Consider the following 18,265-nt stretch of genomic DNA (forward strand, 5'->3'; position numbering starts at 1 on the left):
AAAGGATAATTTCGATGAGTAGCGATATCATTAAATTTTCAAGAAATACTGAAAACGCACCAACAAATTCTGTATCTACACAAACGGTCGCTTTTTCTCATTATAATAACTTTTCAGCTCAATTACCTGTCGATCCTAAAACAGGTGAAGTTGTGATTGGTGATATTAAAGACCAAGCAGCACAATGCTTAAATAATATTAAGGCTATTGTTGAAAGCATCGACCATGTTATGGATGATGTTGTGAAGATTAATGTTTTCGTTAAGAATATTTCTGATATCGATGCTATCGATGAAGTTTACAAAAGCTTCTTCCAAAACAGTCTACCTACACGCACTGTTGTGGGCGTAGCTGCGCTTCCAAACAGTGACGCTTTAGTTCAAATGAATGCGCTTATTTCAAACGGCGAAGGCACTAAACCACAAGCACCTTGCGCGCTGGTGAAGGTATCAAGGAATACAGATAACGCTCCGCAGAGTGTTGTCTCTACTCAGACAGTGGCTTTTTCTCACTACAACAACCTTTCAGCTCAATTGCCGATTGATGTGAGCACAGGTGAGTTGGTTTCAGGTGGTATCACAGAACAAACGACACAATGTTTAGCAAACATTAAAACGATTCTAGAGAGCATCGGTCATGTCATGAATGATGTTGTTAAAACCACGATTTACCTTAAAAATATTGAAGATGCAGACAAGGTAAATGAAGTTTGCGCTAAGTTCTTCCCAAGTTATGTACCAGCGCGAACGATTGTTAATGCTGCTGAGCTACCAAAGGGCGCTTTAGTTCAAATCGATACGTCCGTTTCACACGGCGATGGCACACCGCCACAACTGCCAGAAGACACTCGCTTACTGGTTATTGAAGCTAATAATACGGTTGATGCGCCATTTATGCCTTATTCGCACACTGTTGCTTTCTCTCACTACAATCATATTTCTGGTCAACTACCTGTAGATCCGAAAACCAATGAAGTGGTTGCTGGTGGCATAAAAGAGCAAGCTGAACAGTGCCTACAAAATATTAAGGCGATCATTGAAAGTGTTGACCACAGCATGGACGATACGGTAAAAATTAATATTCAGCTTAAAGATGTTTCAGATATTGATGCGGTGAACGAGATCTACACTACGTTCTTTAATGCTGACTTACCGGCAAGAACGGTGGTAGGGGTTTCAGATATTCCTATGAATGCTTTAATCCAAATTGATGCCGTCGTATCTAACTGCGAAGGCACACCTCCACAAGACGTTGTTGCTTAATTCACTGAACCCAATTCGATAATAACGATCCAATGTCGGCTCTAACTTCTGAACAACGAGTTAGAGCCGATTCTCTGAATAGCGAGCCCCATCTCAAGATATAGACCTATCGTTAAGCCTCACTACACAAATCACTCTAAACAAGCTTCTGCCAACTTATGGCGTTTATTGATGCGAAGTGTTTTAATATTAAAAACAGACTCTTAACGTAAGAAAACCAGTTTATGCAATTTCGAGTTATTTTAATGTTGTGCCTAGCTATGATGGGGTGTTCATCCAATCAAGTGTTAGCACCCGACCCAACCAGTATCACGTTGTTTTATGGCGATACATCGATCTCCGCAGGTGTGCTAGAAGATAAAACATTTAATTCGGTACTCGCGGACAGGGTTGAAAGTGTGACTTTTTCGGGTTCAATACGAAAGCAAGACTCTGGCTACTTGGTCGATATGCTTGTGATTCGAGAAACGAAAGAGCCACGCTCAACTCGGCAACTAAACACGTCACTTCATATGAAAACTGGAGAATTAGTGGACGTGGGTGGTGTGAATAACGATGTCTTTAGGGTAATCCTTGAGTAACAAAATAAAGTGTTCAATTAATCTGAGTTTTTGCTTTACCTCAACCTAACTTCAAGTCTTAAGCTTCTCTTAACCATTGAAAAGGAGCTTATTATGCAAAATAACTACGTAAAAGAACTCGCCGTCAAAACTTATCAAGAAGAGCTTCAGAAAGAGTACGTAAAATCCAAAGCTCGCCCATTTCATACCCCTAGCTTTATCGGAGGCATACTGTTGTCAGTCGTGTTGGTCGGCTTGTTTTAATTTATGCGGAATCTTTGATCCATTGCCAACTCTCAACATCTCTATTTGATGCACTTTAATGCATACGGCACAATCGCTTAGGTTGAATTGTGACGCTAATGTCGAGAGGAAGTATGGCAAGTCCTAGAGTTCTAAAGGCGCAGATTACTGATATTACATGTGGTGAGAATGTCACTATCATAGAGCCAAGCAACGTTTATGGCTGTGAGCTTAAAGACGATGTGTTTATTGGCCCATTTGTCGAGATTCAAAAGAACTCCGTGATAGGTGAGAGAAGCAAGATTCAGTCCCATACCTTTATTTGTGAGTATGTGACCATCGGGAGTGATTGTTTTGTTGGGCACGGTGTGATGTTCGCAAATGATTTGTTCAAAGAGGGTAAACCAGATCCAAACCCAGACAGTTGGGGACGAACCGTTATCGCAAATAACGTAACCATTGGTTCTAACGCGACAGTGTTGTCTGTCAGTATTTGCGAAGGGGCGGTTATTGGTGCAGGTAGTGTTGTAACAAAAGACATCACCGAGAAAGGTATCTATGCAGGTAACCCTGCTAAGAAGTTAAGAGACTTACCTTAGTTTCGAGAAGACAAAGTTACCGTTTATGATTCATAATATATGGCATCAATAGTGATTGTTAGAACAGAGAGTTACTTATGAACATTGTGACAGTCTATAGTGGTAATCAACAGGTATACGCGAATCTATATCAGGGTTATGCCGCCGAGTTTTCAAAGATCATCGGAGATAAACCAGACGAGTATGGCTTGTTTGAGATTTACCCGACTCTTGGTGAGAGCGTAACGGGTTACTTACTCTACATTGATGGAGTTCCTGCTGCGTTGACAGCCATTGAAACCAAAGCGCCAAATGAGTTTGAGATCTGCGATTTCTATGTCGTGCCTTATTTTCGGAAAAACAAAGTAGGGAAACGGTTTATCTGTGAGCTGTTTGAACACCTAAAAGGCAGTTGGGAGATCAAGCAAGTACTCGGCGCAGAGCATGCTGTTAAGTTCTGGAGAGAGGTCGTTAATGACTACACATCAGGTAACTACGTGGAAGATCAATATCAGGACGAAAAATGGGGCTTGGTAACGAGACAATGCTTCAATCACGATGCTAGTGCAGAGTAAAACTTTATACATCAGAAGCTGGTAGCGTCCTTCTAGCCAGCTTCGAGCATTTTTATTTCAAGGTTGAAGGTTACTTCTAGTTACGGCCACTTATAGATTTACGGTTACTTCTGAGGTTTGTTACGTTCGATTACGCTAATAGCGATTGCCAAGAACAGGATGTCTTTCACTAGGAAGAAGTTAGTGACTAAGATGCCATCCGATACTTTCCAAGCATTTGGTGTTGTAATTAGGAAGCTGAGTGTGACAACAAAGATAGCCGCTGCAGCAATACCTGAATAGAAGGCAACTGTCGGCTTCTTAAATCCAACGATCAATCCAATCGCGACAATGATCTCTGCGCCACCCACCATGTTAGACACAGCTTGTACTGAGAACAGATTGTAAAGCCAGTTCATGGCAGGGTGATTTGCGATTAGCGGTTCAATGAGCATCGCTTCGGTTGGCGTAAACTTATAAATACCAATCCAAGCGAGCACCAATGCTACGCCAATCACACCAAGGTTATATCCCACATTACTCTGTTTTAAATCATAGGTTTGAACATGCATAAAAGTACTCCATTTAATAAAATCCCTGAATATGACCGCACTAGTGCAAAATTAATTTCGCTATGAGAATAATACTTAACCTTTTAAAGTAAGCGCTGGTTCAAGACTTCATGAATCGGCTCGAAAAGTGGTTGGCTGCAAAGGAGAGGTTTAAGTTGGGCAAAGGCACGTTTTAATTTTTGTTTTCAATATTAGGAAGTTGGATTAGATTACGCTGACGTAAATCCTAATTATAAGAAGAGAATCGCCCGTGAAAATCCATAGAATAAACCCGACCAAACGTTGGTCTGATGTTACTGTATTTAATGGCATCGCAAGCTTTGTTGAAGTACCAGAGACGGACACATCGGCAGGAATTAAGAGTCAGGTTCAGCAAATTTTTGACCAAGCTGAAGAAATGATGAGTTTGGTCGACAGCGATAAATCTCGCGTACTGTCGGTGACTATTTACCTAACAGATTTCGCTAACTTCGATGCACTGAACGAAGTGTGGGACTCGTGGTTCCCTGAAGGCAGCGCACCAAGTCGTGCATGTGTAAAAGCTGAACTGGCAAACCCAGAACTGTTGGTTGAGATGTCGTTTATGGTTGCTGCGGGTGAAAAGTTTCAATAAGCCGAACTATCGGTAGAAATAAGCTTCGTTAATACAAGTAACGAACAGATAAAACAAAGCCACTCAGGTGAATCACTTGAGTGGCTTTTTCGTTTGCCCAGCGAAGCTGGCAAACCCGTTAGGTTGAAAGAAACCTGAATCACCCCGACTGAGGGGAAGATAATCCGAATCGCAAGGGCGTTGCTGGCTAACGGCAGGGTCTGAAGGAAGCGATAGGAAGTTAACAGTACACAACGCAAGTAAACCTGCTTCGGCAATATAGGTGGGTAAGCGTCCGAAATAGCGCGAAGCCCTATACTCAGTCAGACCTATGCTGTGCTTGAGGGTGGCATTGTTAACAGGAGCCAGTGCAGTAACTGGGAAGCCTGACACCACAGCCAAAAGTCTGGAAGCACAAACTCGAAGCGAAAGCTAAGAGCTGTGTTGGTGCGAGGTGGCAGATGAATCCGTAGTAGTGAGTAAGGCTAAGCCGAGAAGCCCAGTAATGGTGTGGAGGAGAAAACTTAGCTGACCATCAGCATCAAGTCTGATGGAGCACTGAAATGCCAAAAGCACTCAGTGCTGCGAAGGGAGGAAGTACACTTTAAGTCTGTGATGAACAGATGTTTTTTTCAGTGATACCCAAACCGAATCGCTATCGGGGTATTCCTAGTTTGGTTGATTGTGGAAGCAAGATACTGAGCTAAGAAACCGTATAGGGGAGTAACTCTGACACACTTCAGTAAATTGCCATTGAGCTAGAAGGCTGAATAGCAGAGAGAAATAACACCCACACTGGACATGAAACACTTGTCCCCACACAGCACACAACCCAAGGAGAGAAAGTGCGAGTTTATTACAGTTTATATGGTCATCTGCTCAACAAAGAGAGGCTGTATAAAGGGTTTAAAAAGGTAAAGAAAGCGAAAGGCGCGGCTGGAATAGATGAGCAGAGCCTGAGCGACTACGCCGAAAATCTGAGTGATAACCTCGATCAACTCCTCTCTGAACTCAAAACCAAGCAATACAAACCTCAGCCAGTCAAACGAGTAGAGATACCCAAAGAAGACGGAGGGGTACGATTGCTTGGGATCCCAACCGTTAGGGACAGAGTTGTCCAACAAGCACTCAATGATATCCTCACTCCCATCTTCGAAGAGCAATTTCACCCATCAAGTTTTGGGTATAGACCGAATCGAAGTTGTCACGATGCAATCAACAAATCCACGATGTTTATCCGCCGATACGGATTACAGCACGTCGTAGATATGGACTTGTCGAAGTGCTTTGACAAACTCGACCATGAGTTGATCCTCAAGAGCATCAGAAGGCGAGTCACAGATAGCAGCGTGTTAGAGCTGATAAAACAGTTTCTGAAAAGTGGCGTGATGATAGACGGTAGTTGGCAGGAGACAGAGCTAGGAAGTCCACAAGGTGGTGTTATCAGTCCTTTGATTGCCAATATCTACCTTGATGCGTTCGATCAGGAAATGCGAAAGCGTGACCATAGGCTCGTTCGTTATGCGGATGACATACTCATCTTCTGTCGTAGCAAGGCAGGAGCAGAGAATGCCCTTGCACAAGCGACGAAGATCCTAGAAGAGAGCTTAAACTCACAGTGAATCAGACGAAATCACATATAGCGCACAGCCGTGATGGCGTGAAGTTCTTAGGTGTAGAAATCGGGAGTCAATTTACCCGCATTCAAACTAAGAAACTGAAAGGGTTCAAAAGTAAGTTAAAGCGACTGACAAAGCGAGGTGCGGTAAGCCACTTGAGCAAGTCATAAAAGCTTTAAACCCAGTGTTAAGAGGGTTCAGTCAATACTTCAGGATCACCAATAACAGCAGAGAGTTCTCAAGGTTAGCAGGGTGGCTACGAAGAAGACTTCGTAGTATCCAGTTGAAACTTTGAAGAAGCCTCAACGGTTACACCGAAGGTTAAAACAGTTAGGGTATAAGCCGCCGTTCCAACATATCTCAATGACAAGTTGGGTCAGTGCAGCGAGTCCCCTATCAAGCTATGCGATGCCAAATCAATGGTTTAATGGTAACCGTTCACCAAGGCAACTTGACTTCTCATGACTGAGAGGAACGATACTACAGATTAAAAACGTTCGGGTACGGTTTCTTCTCAACAACAGAAGTGATGATTTCACTCAGAACTGACATTGCTGATAGACCGCGCTTTTTGCAGGTTTCGATAAGTGTATGAATACGGCTACGGAATTTATCGCCTGCATCTGAGGTCGTTCCGAAGCTGATTTTCCTTTGAATGACAAAACCTCTAATACATCGTTCAGCTTCATTATTGGTTAAGGGGATTGATGTTTTCTTGAGAAAAACCCACAAGCTCTCTATGTTTGAGCAGTAACTTGCATCGGCCCCGATACCGCTTGACCATGACATCTGTCCCTTTGCTCAACCAATGATCGAACGATTTTTGTAGCCTGTGCATTCGCCGCAAGTACAGTGAATAATCCAATTCACCTTGCTCATAACGATGCCGAGTATGGAAAATGGCGTTCGTTAACAAACAAAGATGTTTACCAATATAAGCAGTGTGGCCACCGCCACTATAATCCGCCATTTGCTGAAGGTTGCGCTTCACATGTGCCCAACATAACTGATGACGGTCTGCGGCTATCCAGTTATAGCTTGGACACTGGTCGCTCACCACAATGCCTGCATAGTCTTCATCAATGACCTTTTTCGCTGAGGAGGTCGAGCGCGAATAGAGTATTTGTTCATAGACAAGGTCATCACTTGCCACTAACCAACACCAACGCAGGCTCGTTTCATCATTTCGGTGATGAGAGGTTTCGTCAGCATGAATCAAAGGCGCTTTCTTTAACGCCTTTTTATCGCTTGATGCAATGGCGTTAACATTGAAGCGACTTTCGTTTGCGCTTCACTAATCGCGCCGACCGAAAAGGTTGTGCCAAGCTGTTCTTTGAGCAGTGATTGGATTTTCCGAACACTGAGGTGATATTGCCCCGCAAGAACCCCAATGTAACTTAATAAGTTCGGCCCTATAATCCCTTGAGATGCATCGTCAGGCTTTTGAGCCTTTACGGTTTTCTTTGCAGTGCCGACATTGACCTGAAAACAAACGGTATTCGGTGATATCGACAGTGGGTTTTGGAATATCGAAGACCTGATGGCGATAGTATGGCCCACCTTGTACCTCAATGTCAGATTGAGCGCAGCAAGGACAAGTTTCAGGGAAACAGTCAATAATGACATCCGTTTTCTTTAACGGTGAGAGCTTTCGTTGATGCCCTGTGTGGCCTTGTTTAGCTCCTCTCGAATTGCGACCACCAGAGCTTTCAACTTTTTCCGGTCATGGCGATCTTTAGGATTGTCTGATGAAGGAGATTTTGAAGAGTTTTTGGAGCTAGTGGTTAGCTTATCTTCATAATGTCGGAGCTGTTCCCACAGCTCATCAATAAGCACCTTAGCCTCATTCAAATCCGAGACTTCAGGTGGTGCTTCTTGGTATTTAGGTGCTTTTTTTCTAGTCATGAAACTATGATGGCTTCCTAGAAGGATCACTCAATACTAAAAGTGGGATCAAGTGCGTAATGTCACACTTTTTGTGTCAATAGGGTTTGGTGAACACTTACGTTTAATGACCAAGGATTGGTAAATCTTGGAACAATAAGGACAGGGCATGTGTTCAGCCAATATGCTGAATGGAAGTGTGCATGAGCCGTATACGAGGTCCGTACGTACGGTTCTGTGAGAGGGATGAGGCGGTAACGCCTCACCCTACTCGATGTTTTACACGCTAACCGAAACTAAATCGGGTTAGGTATTAAGCGATGCCTTGATCTCTTGCCATCTGCTTCGCGATCTTCGGTGCGTGCCATAAACACGGCAGCAAGATGAAGGATACAGGAACGGCTGTAATCACAATGAATGACTGTAGCGCAGATATGCCACCAGAGCCCATCGAGATAAGTGCAATAGCTACCGCACCCATGATGATACCCCAAAAGGTACGCACTGCTGCATTCGGCTCTGTTGTGCCAGTCATTACTACACTGATTGTGTAAGTCATTGAGTCACCTGTCGTCACGATGAATGTGGTCGTCAGGATAAGGAACAGAATCGCAATCAGAGTAGGGAACGGCAGTTGCGCAGTAATTGCTAGAAGAACTGCTGGAAGGTTGAACCCTTCGAACGCGCTAGAAATCACACCTGGGTTCTCTAGTTCAAACGCTAAACCACTACCACCGACGATGCTGAACCAGAAACACGTCACAAGTGGTGCAACGATGCTAATAGAAACGATCATTTGGCGAATGGTACGGCCACGTGAGATACGAGCAATAAAGATGGCCATCATCGGACCATAGCCTAAGAACCAGCCCCAGAAGAATACTGTCCAGCCACCTAGCCACGCCGTATCTTGGCGGTAAAGTGCCATTGGGATGAAGTTATCAACCATTTCGCCCATGCCTTGTAGATAACCGTCAACGATGAAGCTCGTTGGGCCTACTAGAAGGATGTAGCCGATTAGGCACACAGACAAGATGATGTTGTAACGGCTAACCAGTTGGATGCCCTTGTTCACGCCACTTAATGCAGACAATGTGTACATTGCGATTGCAAAAAGGATAACCACGCTTTGAGTTGCAAAGCTGTCTGAAATACCAAACAGTTCGCTCAATGCGTAGCTGATTTGTAGGCCAAGGAAACCGATAGGGCCGATAGTACCTGCGGCAACAGCAACAATGCTGCATGCGTCGACTACGTTACCCACCCAGCTGTTGATTGCCTTGTCGCCAAGTACAGGGTAAAGCAGAGTGCGAGGCTTAAGAGGAAGACCTTTGTCGTAATGCAGGTGCATTAACACGATAGAAGACAAGCCACCTAAGATTGCCCATGCAAGGAAACCCCAGTGCATGAAAGATTGTGATAGAGCGTTAAACGCCATCGCTTGAGGATCAGCGTTGCCATAAAGTGGCGGAGCTGAAACAAAGTGAGCAATAGGCTCTGCTGCTGCCCAGAACACACCGCCGCCAGCTAGCAGCGTACATAGGACGATAGACATCCATTTAAAGGTGGTCATTTCAGGAAGGGCAAGCGTTCCTAAACGAACGTGGCCTGTACGTCCTAGTGCAAGCACTAAGCCGATAATGAAGTTGAGTAGTAATAGGACTTGCCAGAAAGCACCGAACCACTTAGTTGAGTAACTAAAGCCGATGTTAACAAGTTCGGACAACACGGAGGTGTTGGTGAAAGCGAGGATGACAAAGAGGGTTAAAAAACTGCCACTAAGCCAAAAGACTGGGTTTCCGAGTTCCAGTTTTTCACCCAAAGATTGAGCTTTATTGAAATCGATAGAAGTAGATTCTGCGTTGATGTTTTCGTTGGCGACTTGCGTCAAGTTGGACATTATTTCTTCGCTATATTTGGCTCTTTCAAGCCTATGTATTTCTCCCACACTCGCATAGAAATGTGAGGCTCGTCAAAAAAGCCGCCGATACTAACACATTTGTTATCAAAAAGTGGGCGAATTCTAAAAAGAACATCAAATCGCCTATAAATCTCTACTTTTTGGTTAGATTTAATGCGAATTTTTTTCTCAAACCTGAGTTACATTTCCGATTTTTGAGACATTATTTTTTAGCTTTCCGAAATAAATTAATATTAGTTGTTGGTGCAAAATAAGTGTCGACTCATTGCATGCTATAAACAAATTAATGCGAGTCATTTTATAAATACTGAATATTTTAGGTGTTTAATTGGCGCTGTTACCTACAGTTGTTTTGCGAAGAGATTTAAGTGGTTAGGAAAATGCCATTTAGATTAAACATCTTGAAACAACAACTTAAGGGATAGCTAACATGCACCTAAACCAAGGAAGAGTGGCCAAGAAGGTTTTTACACTCAGTACTCTCACCGCGTCATGCTTAATGGCGTTCAACAGTTATGCGGCTGTTGATTGTTCAACGTTAGAAACGTGGGATTCTGCCACGGTTTACACCGGTGGTGATCAGGTTTCACATGACGGCAGCGCGTACTCAGCGAATTACTGGAATCAAAACAACAACCCGAACCAATTTGAAGGTGATTACGCACAGTGGAAAAAACTGGATGTGTGTAGCGGTAATGGAGGTGGTGGTACACCAAACGAAGCACCAACGGCTTCATTAACAACGCCTACAGCATCAGATGTGATTGTTGAAGGCGACAATGTCGTATTAAGCGCAACAGCACTGGACGCTGATGGTAGTGTTGCTTCCGTAGAATTCTTTGTTGATGGTTCTTCGGTCGCGGTTGTGACAGCGGCACCATTTGAAGCAACGTGGGCTGCAACGTCGGGTAACCATCAGGTTTCTGTTGTCGCGACAGACAACGAAGGTGCGGCAAGCCTTGCTAGTGAAGTTTCAGTGGTTGTTGATTCAGCTATGCCAGGAAATGAAGCACCGACAGTTTCGGTTGCGCTTTCAGCAGCTTCGGTCGATGTTGGTGGTGTAGTAACGCTTACCGCAACAGCAGCAGACAGCGATGGCACGGTTGATAAAGTAGATTTCTATGTGGCAGGCGCTCTTATTGGCACAGCTGCAACTAACCCTTACACGCTTGATTACACAACCACTCAAGCGGGTTCTTTAGCGGTTTACGCAAAAGAGACTGACAATCAAGGCGCAACGACAGATTCAGCGCTGGCTTCTTTGACGGTGAATGGAACACCAACGGTGAGCACATGTCGCCCTGATGGCTTGTATCAAACGCAAGGCATCGATGTCCCTTACTGTACGATTTACGATGATGAAGGCCGTGAGAAAATGGGTGCGGATCACCCACGTCGTGTAATTGGTTACTTCACAAGCTGGCGCGCCGGGGATGACCCACAAGCCGCTTACCTAGTAAATGACATCCCTTGGGAACAACTTACACACATTAACTACGCGTTCGTGAGCATCGGTTCAGACGGCAAAGTAAATGTGGGCGATGTAAACGATCCTAACAACGCAGCGGTAGGTAAAGAGTGGCCGGGCGTGGAAGTTGATCCTGCATTAGGTTTTAAAGGTCACTTTGGTGCACTCGCAACCGCGAAGAAAAAACACGGTGTTAAAACGTTAATCTCAATCGGTGGTTGGGCTGAAACAGGCGGTCACTTCGCGACTGACGGCAGCCGAGTGGCTGATGGTGGTTTCTACACCATGACGACAAATGCTGACGGTTCTATCAACCATCAAGGTATCGAAACATTCGCGACTTCAGCGGTTGAAATGCTTCGTAAATACCAGTTCGACGGCCTAGATATTGACTACGAATACCCAACCTCAATGGCGGGTGCTGGTAACCCATACGACAAAGACTTCATGGAACCACGTCGTCAGTATCTATGGGCATCTTACCAAGTGTTGATGAAAGTGCTGCGTGAGAAGCTTGATGTGGCGTCTGCTGAAGATGGCAATCATTACATGTTAACAATCGCTGCTCCTTCTTCTGGCTACCTATTGCGCGGTATGGAAACATTTGATGTCACCAAGTACCTCGATTACGTAAACATCATGTCTTACGACCTTCACGGTGCCTGGAACGATCACGTTGGTCATAACGCTGCTTTGTTTGATACAGGTAAAGATTCAGAGCTAGCACAATGGAACGTTTACGGCACTGCGGCTTACGGTGGCATCGGTTATCTGAACACGGATTGGGCTTACCATTACTTCCGTGGTTCTATGCCAGCAGGTCGTATTAACATCGGTGTGCCTTACTACACGCGTGGTTGGCAAGGTGTAACGGGTGGCGAAAATGGTCTTTGGGGGCGAGCTGCGCTACCAAATCAATCTGAATGTGCGGCGGGTACAGGCGAAGGCGAGAAGAACAACTGTGGTCATGGCGCAATTGGTATCGACAACATGTGGCATGATACCGATCCGAAAGGCAACGAGATGGGCGCGGGTTCAAACCCAATGTGGCACGCGAAGAACCTAGAGAAAGGTATTTGGGGTTCTTATGCGGATGCTTACAAACTTGATCCGGTCAACGATCCAACGGATGTTCTAACGGGTACTTACACGCGTAACTACGACAGTGTGGCGGTTGCGCCTTGGCTGTGGAATGCAGAGAAGGGCGTATTCCTTTCTACGGAAGATAAACAGTCTATCGATGTGAAAGCGGACTACGTTATCGATAAAGAAATCGGCGGCATTATGTTCTGGGAACTAGCAGGGGATTATAACTGTTATGTACTCGATGCGAGCGGCAACCGAACTTCAATCGATACCACTGAGCAAGCATGTAACAGCGGTAACGGTGAGTTCCACATGGGTAACACAATGACGAAAGCTATCTACGATAAGTTTAAGTCTGCAACACCATATGGAAACAAAGTAGCGACGGGTGCTATCCCAACAGAAGCGCTCGATATTGCGGTATCGGTTGGTGGCTTCAAAGTCGGTGACCAAAACTACCCAATTAACCCTAAGATCACGTTCACGAACAACACAGGGCAAGCACTTCCGGGCGGAACTGAGTTCCAATTCGATATCCCAGTATCAGCTCCTGATAACGCGAAAGATCAATCGGGAGGTGGTTTGTCTGTGATTGCTTCAGGTCATACTCGTGCGGATAACATCGGCGGTCTAGACGGTACTATGCACCGCGTAGCGTTCACGTTACCTGCATGGGAAGATCTTCCAGCCGGTGGTGTGTATGAGCTAGATATGGTGTATTACTTGCCAATTTCAGGCCCTGCAAACTATGCAGTGAGCGTGAATGGCGTCGATTATGCCTTTAGCTTTGAGCAACCAGACCTACCATTAGGTGATATCAGTTCAGGTGGCGGTAACCCTGGCGATGGTGGCACAAACCCGGGTACATGTGATACAGCTGGTTTAGCGGTTTACCCAGACTTACCTCAGAAAGATTGGGCGGGTAACCCAAGCCATGCAAACACTGGCGACCAAGTGGTTCATAACGGTAGTATTTACCAAGCGAACTGGTGGACAAGTTCTGAACCGGGTAGTGATGGTAGCTGGACTCAGGTTTGTTCTTAATTTAATGCTAACTAATCCATTTATAAACAATAGATCGCAGTAATAGCCAGTAAATACGAATGCTTTTAAGTCTATTTATCAGGGTTTTAGTGTAATTTAAGTCATCAACTTCAACGTAAAATTAAAACGCCGAACTGAATCCAGTTCGGCGTTTTTGCTTTAAGTCACAGATTGCGTATAGAAACCCTTAAAAATATCGACACTCGTTCAGTAAAAAATAAAACCATGATATAAAACAGTCTGTATATAAGAGAAGTCACAGCGTTACCTAAAATTATAAATCTATGGGGTAATCTTGAAAGTCAGACGTAAATACATTCTTAGTTTTTCCATTGCGCTCGCCATTGTGTCGATGATTCTTTCGGCCTTTCAATTTAACCGAACTGAAAGGTCACTGTTGGAATCCAACCAGCTATTTTTTCGAACGATTGTGAATGCGAGTTACGATATTGTCGACACAACAGTTAATGAGGCGATAAAGACATATCTCAAAGGAATTACCGATACCGTTGCGTCCCATGTATGGCATGCCACTCCGGAACAAGAAATTGAACAAGTAAGCCAGATCGCCAGTGAACTGCACATTGGACAATCAGGTTATATCTATTTGATGTCACCACAAGGCGTTCACCTCTACCATCCTTTCTTGCAAGGCAAGAAGCGCGGGCATCTTACTCATATCCAAAAACAGCTCAGTATCGACTCTGGTATGATCGAGTACTTTCACGCTAATCCTCATGAGATAAGTCGGCGTGCAAAAGTTGCCTATTCGATGACGCTACCGAGTGGCAATACTTTGGTCGCGACGACCTATAAAGAAGAATTGATGTATTTGGTCGATCTTGAAGGCTTAAAAGACAAGCTGAGAAAGTACGCGTTCGGTGATAGCGGATATGTGTACATTATTGATCTTCAGGGTAACTTAGTGCTTCATCCTGATTATGAACACAAGTCATTGAAAGCCTTGGTCGGCTACTCGTCGGAACTGCTAATTGACCGAATCGCAACCAAGCCAGAAGGTCACTTTAGCTATTCAATTTCCAGTGACAATGGTACGACCAACAAAAACGTCTTCTATAAGTTTTACCCCTATCTGAATTGGGTCATTTCCGCGGGTATTTTAGAGCAGGAGCTCAATAGAAATCATAGTTTGCTGTTCATTAGTTTGATGGCTTTAGTCGTGAGCCTATTGAGCATTACCATCGTGTTGGTGCTTTACCTGCGGCATCGTCATCTCAAAATCTTGGATGTTGCGAGCCTCGATTACCTCACTGGTCTTCCTAGCCGACGGAGTTTTATCGAGCAGTTAAAGCTGAAAATTGCTCAAAGGTCGCCTTATCCGCTAACAAATGTCGGTGTCACTTTGCTTGATATTGACCATTTCAAACGGGTGAACGATCAATATGGTCATGCTCAAGGCGATAGGGTTATCTGTGAGGTCGCAAAATCACTGAAGAGATTTGTTAATCGTCGTCGCTTGATTGCACGCTATGGCGGTGAAGAGTTTATTTTGGTGACGTTTGATTGTGATGAGCGTGAGTTATTCGAATTGTCTGAGGAACTAAGACGAAGTGTAGAGCAACTGCAAGGTTTGGTGTCACCCGTCACAATCAGTGCTGGCTGTTGTCACGATCGAGCGCTCACTGATATTGAAACAGCGATCGATAAAGCTGACAAAGCGCTTTATCAAGCAAAAGAGAGAGGACGTAACAACACTCAGACGTATCAAAAGAACGATTATCGCGTTGCTTATATGTGATCAGTTGAAAGAATCGATGTATTCAAAGGCTGGAATATTGGAAATCATGCTCTTGAGAACGACAGACACAAAAAAGCCCAAATAGATCACTCTATTTGGGCTTTTTCAGAAATATTTGAAATGCTAATCGCTAATTTAAGCTTTCGCTGCTTTCATCGCTTCCGTTTTTTTTTCCTTTTGCATTTTTGCAAGGAAGTAGATGTTTACACAAGCGATGAAACCGTTGGTCGCGACCACTGGCCATGCGTCAATCATAACGCCGTATGCTGTAAAGAGAGTACAGCCAATAAAGTTAAGGACACGCAGACGAACGATATCTTTCATTGTTAATGAAATTGCGACCATAATAGATGCCGCGTAACCTAAAATTTCAACCATATTGAATTCCATTGTTTGACCCTCTTAAATTTGCCGATACTTTGTCGGTACCAATTCTTCTCTTCATGAGATGATTGAGGAAGCTCCGTGCCTCGAATGGTCTGGTTATGTTTAACGAGGTAGACTATACCAACTCTGTTTTTGTGATTAAACCCCCAAAACGGGCAGAAGTGAAGGTTAGCGATTACGCAAACGTTTAATGACCTTTCTATTAACATAATTACTATTTATGTTGGGAGGCTAATTGGTATTTATTCTTATATAGGTAAGGAAGCCGCGAATGATAAAACGATCCATTTGTGCAACAAAAAGCATAAAAAAAGCAGCGTTATTGGCTTTGATAGCGATTGGACTGACAGCATGTACCACACAAGAAATGCCGCCAACGCACAATTATGGTGTGGTCACCAGTGGTGATTTTGAGTTCATGGAACACGGAGTAACGACGTATTCGTGGCACCCTGAATCAGAGCAGGTTTATCTTTCTCAAAAATACGATGAGACCGTAGTAACCGATCTAGTGCGTGATGCGATTGAAGTTCAACTCGCTACGAAAGGTTATCAACTGAATCAAAATGGTGCAGTTGGTGATGTTGTTGTCGGTTTTGGACTGGCCGAAGAATCAGAGTTAAATGATGACTCGATTTTCGATGCGATTAAGCTTTCAACAGGGGTGCTATTTTATGATGGTGACGGAAAAGTCGCCGAGAAAGGATCTCTGTACATTGCTTTTTTCGTACCTAACTCTCAGGTCGTACAATGGCAAGCATTGGCACAGTCTGGCATTCAACCTGATTTAGAGCCAAGCGAGAGCAAACAGCACATTACTGGCTTTGTTGAAATGTTATTTAGACGCATGCCTGAGCGATAGGATAAGGCGTTGGATGCATTCGTTGAGTCAATATTAGTTGTTGAAAATATGGTCAGATCGCAGATTATACTTTTTTATTTGTAACGATTGGTACAAATACGTAAAGCAACGTAAAGTTCGCGCTTCTTTTGCTAGCATTTGTCTATACTGCTCAAAACGTTAACTTAGGTTTGATTCAATGAAACTGTTTTCCAAATACTCTCTCCCTCTATTAAGTATATTCATTGTAAGTAACGCAGCGATGTTAAGTAATACAGCTATCGCAGCACCTTCTATAGTGCCAAGCCCACCTAGCCTAGGCGCAAAAGGGTATGTGTTAATTGATTTTAATTCTGGTGATGTGCTGGTAGAAAAAAACGCACACACTAAGTTAAACCCAGCGAGTTTGACCAAACTGATGACCAGCTATGTGGCTGGGCAAGAGATGAAGCGAGGCAACATCTCTGCTGACGATCAGGTACGAATCAGTGAGAACGCGTGGGCGAAGAACTTCCCTGACTCTTCAAAAATGTTCATCGAAGTGAATACCGATGTAGCAATGATGGACCTTTACCGCGGCTTGATTATTCAATCAGGTAACGATGCGAGTGTTGCGATTGCGGAACACGTTGCGGGCTCACAAGATGCATTTGTGGATCTTATGAACTCTTGGGCAACATCTTTAAAATTAGAAAATACCCACTTTGCTAACGCGCATGGCTTAGACGCTGACGATCTTTATTCGACTCCTTACGATATTGCATTACTAGGTCGTGCGATTATTCGTGACTTACCGGATGTTTATGGCTTATACAGCGAACGTTCGTTCAGTTATAACGGCATCACACAACACAACCGTAATGGCTTACTGCGTGATAGAAGCTTGACGGTTGATGGAATGAAAACGGGCTATACCTCTGGTGCTGGCTACAGTTTAGCGAGTTCGGCGACACAAGGTGAGATGAGACTTATCGCGGTTGTTATGGGCGCATCAAGCGTTAAGAGCCGTGAGTCAGACAGTAAACAGTTGTTGAGCTATGGCTTCCGCTTCTTCGATACGCTAAACCCACATCAAGGTGGAGATGAAGTCGCTGAAGAGAAGGTATGGTTTGGTGCCAAAGATACATTGAAGCTGGGTGTTGCAGAAGACACGTTTATCACACTGCCTAAATCAGACAGTAAAAAGCTAACGGCATCGATTGAGCTTGATTCTGAGTTGAAGGCACCGATTGCAGAAGGTCAAACACTAGGTGTGATTCATTACACAGTCGATGGTGAAGATGTGCAAACTCAGCCATTGATTGCGCTAGAGGCTGTTGAACAAGGTGGAATATTCAAACGTCTGATGGATTACGTTAAGTTGTTTTTCGCGAGCCTATTCTAAATAGAGTCTTTACCGAGCTAAAAAATAAATTAATGGGTGTTGTGAGTGAATCATAGCGCCCATTGTTATTTCTACATCCATGAAAACACCGTCATCTACTTTCTTTATTAGCCGTAGCGGACGGTTTAGATTACTATACGCAAAATTTAGCAGTGTAGTCACTTATGACCATAGAGATAAAGAACGTAACCGAACCTGAAGTAACTTGTGCCAATTGTCAGGCATGCTGTTGTCGTTTAGAGGTTATGATCATCACAGATACCGGCGTTCCTGAAGAGCATATTGCTTATGACGAGTGGGGCGGCGAGACCATGCTGAGATTAGACGATGGCTGGTGTTCGGCAGTTGATCGAGAAACACTGATGTGTACTATTTACGAAAACCGACCTTGGATCTGCCGTGAGTTCGAAATGGGCTCTTTTGAATGCGTTGAGCAACGTACAGATGTGATGGGCTAAGTACGTACCATCTTAATGTTTGATTGGTCGTTTATAGAGGCTTGATGCGTTAT

At 44.2% G+C, this 18,265-nt stretch carries 14 protein-coding genes and 2 pseudogenes; 12 read left to right on the forward strand and 4 right to left on the reverse strand.

The window, feature by feature from the left end; genetic code table 11:
* Positions 1-14 precede the first annotated feature (14 nt).
* The 5 genes from ITG10_RS21730 to ITG10_RS21750 all read left to right on the forward strand — a co-directional run bounded on the left by ITG10_RS21730 (position 15) and on the right by ITG10_RS21750 (position 3,218).
* A complete protein-coding gene (locus ITG10_RS21730) occupies positions 15-1,262 on the forward strand; it encodes a Rid family detoxifying hydrolase (RefSeq protein ID WP_017632785.1) in 1,248 nt (415 codons plus the stop codon).
* A gap of 224 nt (positions 1,263-1,486) precedes the next feature.
* Positions 1,487-1,843 carry a hypothetical protein gene (locus ITG10_RS21735; RefSeq protein ID WP_017632784.1) on the forward strand — a complete coding sequence of 119 codons (357 nt, stop codon included), beginning with the start codon at positions 1,487-1,489 and terminating at the stop codon, positions 1,841-1,843.
* Positions 1,844-1,936: 93 nt separating this feature from the next.
* On the forward strand, positions 1,937-2,086 hold the full coding sequence (locus ITG10_RS21740) for a hypothetical protein (RefSeq protein WP_017632783.1): 150 nt from the start codon (positions 1,937-1,939) through the stop codon (positions 2,084-2,086).
* A gap of 113 nt (positions 2,087-2,199) precedes the next feature.
* Positions 2,200-2,664, forward strand: coding sequence for an acyltransferase (locus ITG10_RS21745; protein ID WP_017632782.1), 465 nt, complete (start codon positions 2,200-2,202; stop codon positions 2,662-2,664).
* Between the two features lie 77 nt (positions 2,665-2,741).
* Positions 2,742-3,218: a hypothetical protein gene (locus ITG10_RS21750; RefSeq protein ID WP_017632781.1), complete on the forward strand. Its 477-nt coding sequence runs from the start codon at positions 2,742-2,744 to the stop codon at positions 3,216-3,218.
* A 104-nt stretch (positions 3,219-3,322) separates the two neighbouring features.
* On the opposite strand, the gene ITG10_RS21755 is transcribed toward ITG10_RS21750, so the two are convergent.
* A complete protein-coding gene (locus tag ITG10_RS21755; RefSeq protein WP_017108085.1) occupies positions 3,323-3,769 on the reverse strand; it encodes a DUF417 family protein in 447 nt (148 codons plus the stop codon).
* A gap of 250 nt (positions 3,770-4,019) precedes the next feature.
* Here ITG10_RS21755 and ITG10_RS21760 point away from each other — a divergent pair, with 250 nt between their 5' ends.
* On the forward strand, positions 4,020-4,382 hold the full coding sequence (locus ITG10_RS21760; RefSeq protein ID WP_017632780.1) for a RidA family protein: 363 nt from the start codon (positions 4,020-4,022) through the stop codon (positions 4,380-4,382).
* Positions 4,383-5,206: 824 nt separating this feature from the next.
* A pseudogene (ltrA, locus tag ITG10_RS21765) lies at positions 5,207-6,445 on the forward strand (group II intron reverse transcriptase/maturase).
* A 15-nt stretch (positions 6,446-6,460) separates the two neighbouring features.
* Here ltrA and ITG10_RS21770 read toward each other — a convergent pair.
* A pseudogene (locus ITG10_RS21770) lies at positions 6,461-7,885 on the reverse strand (IS66 family transposase).
* 292 nt (positions 7,886-8,177) lie between these two features.
* Positions 8,178-9,764: a BCCT family transporter gene (locus tag ITG10_RS21775; protein WP_017631810.1), complete on the reverse strand. Its 1,587-nt coding sequence runs from the start codon at positions 9,762-9,764 to the stop codon at positions 8,178-8,180.
* A 451-nt stretch (positions 9,765-10,215) separates the two neighbouring features.
* On the opposite strand from ITG10_RS21775, the gene ITG10_RS21780 reads away from it, so the two are divergent.
* A complete protein-coding gene (locus ITG10_RS21780) occupies positions 10,216-13,383 on the forward strand; it encodes a glycosyl hydrolase family 18 protein (protein WP_026084349.1) in 3,168 nt (1,055 codons plus the stop codon).
* A 295-nt stretch (positions 13,384-13,678) separates the two neighbouring features.
* On the forward strand, positions 13,679-15,142 hold the full coding sequence (locus ITG10_RS21785) for a sensor domain-containing diguanylate cyclase (RefSeq protein ID WP_026084350.1): 1,464 nt from the start codon (positions 13,679-13,681) through the stop codon (positions 15,140-15,142).
* Between the two features lie 135 nt (positions 15,143-15,277).
* Here ITG10_RS21785 and ITG10_RS21790 read toward each other — a convergent pair whose 3' ends face one another.
* Positions 15,278-15,532: a YgjV family protein gene (locus ITG10_RS21790; protein WP_010430226.1), complete on the reverse strand. Its 255-nt coding sequence runs from the start codon at positions 15,530-15,532 to the stop codon at positions 15,278-15,280.
* A gap of 268 nt (positions 15,533-15,800) precedes the next feature.
* Between ITG10_RS21790 and ITG10_RS21795 the strand changes: the two genes are divergently transcribed.
* From ITG10_RS21795 to ITG10_RS21805, 3 genes are all read left to right on the forward strand, one after another.
* Positions 15,801-16,391 (forward strand): DUF4136 domain-containing protein, encoded by a 591-nt coding sequence (locus tag ITG10_RS21795; protein WP_248387154.1) that lies wholly within the window; start codon positions 15,801-15,803, stop codon positions 16,389-16,391.
* 178 nt (positions 16,392-16,569) lie between these two features.
* Positions 16,570-17,754: a D-alanyl-D-alanine carboxypeptidase family protein gene (locus ITG10_RS21800; protein ID WP_017631816.1), complete on the forward strand. Its 1,185-nt coding sequence runs from the start codon at positions 16,570-16,572 to the stop codon at positions 17,752-17,754.
* A gap of 164 nt (positions 17,755-17,918) precedes the next feature.
* Entirely contained in the window at positions 17,919-18,212 is a 294-nt protein-coding gene (locus ITG10_RS21805) for a YkgJ family cysteine cluster protein (RefSeq protein ID WP_017085602.1), read from the forward strand.
* Positions 18,213-18,265: the final 53 nt, after the last annotated feature.

This window comes from Vibrio sp. ED004, assembly GCF_023206395.1.
Taxonomy (GTDB): domain Bacteria; phylum Pseudomonadota; class Gammaproteobacteria; order Enterobacterales; family Vibrionaceae; genus Vibrio.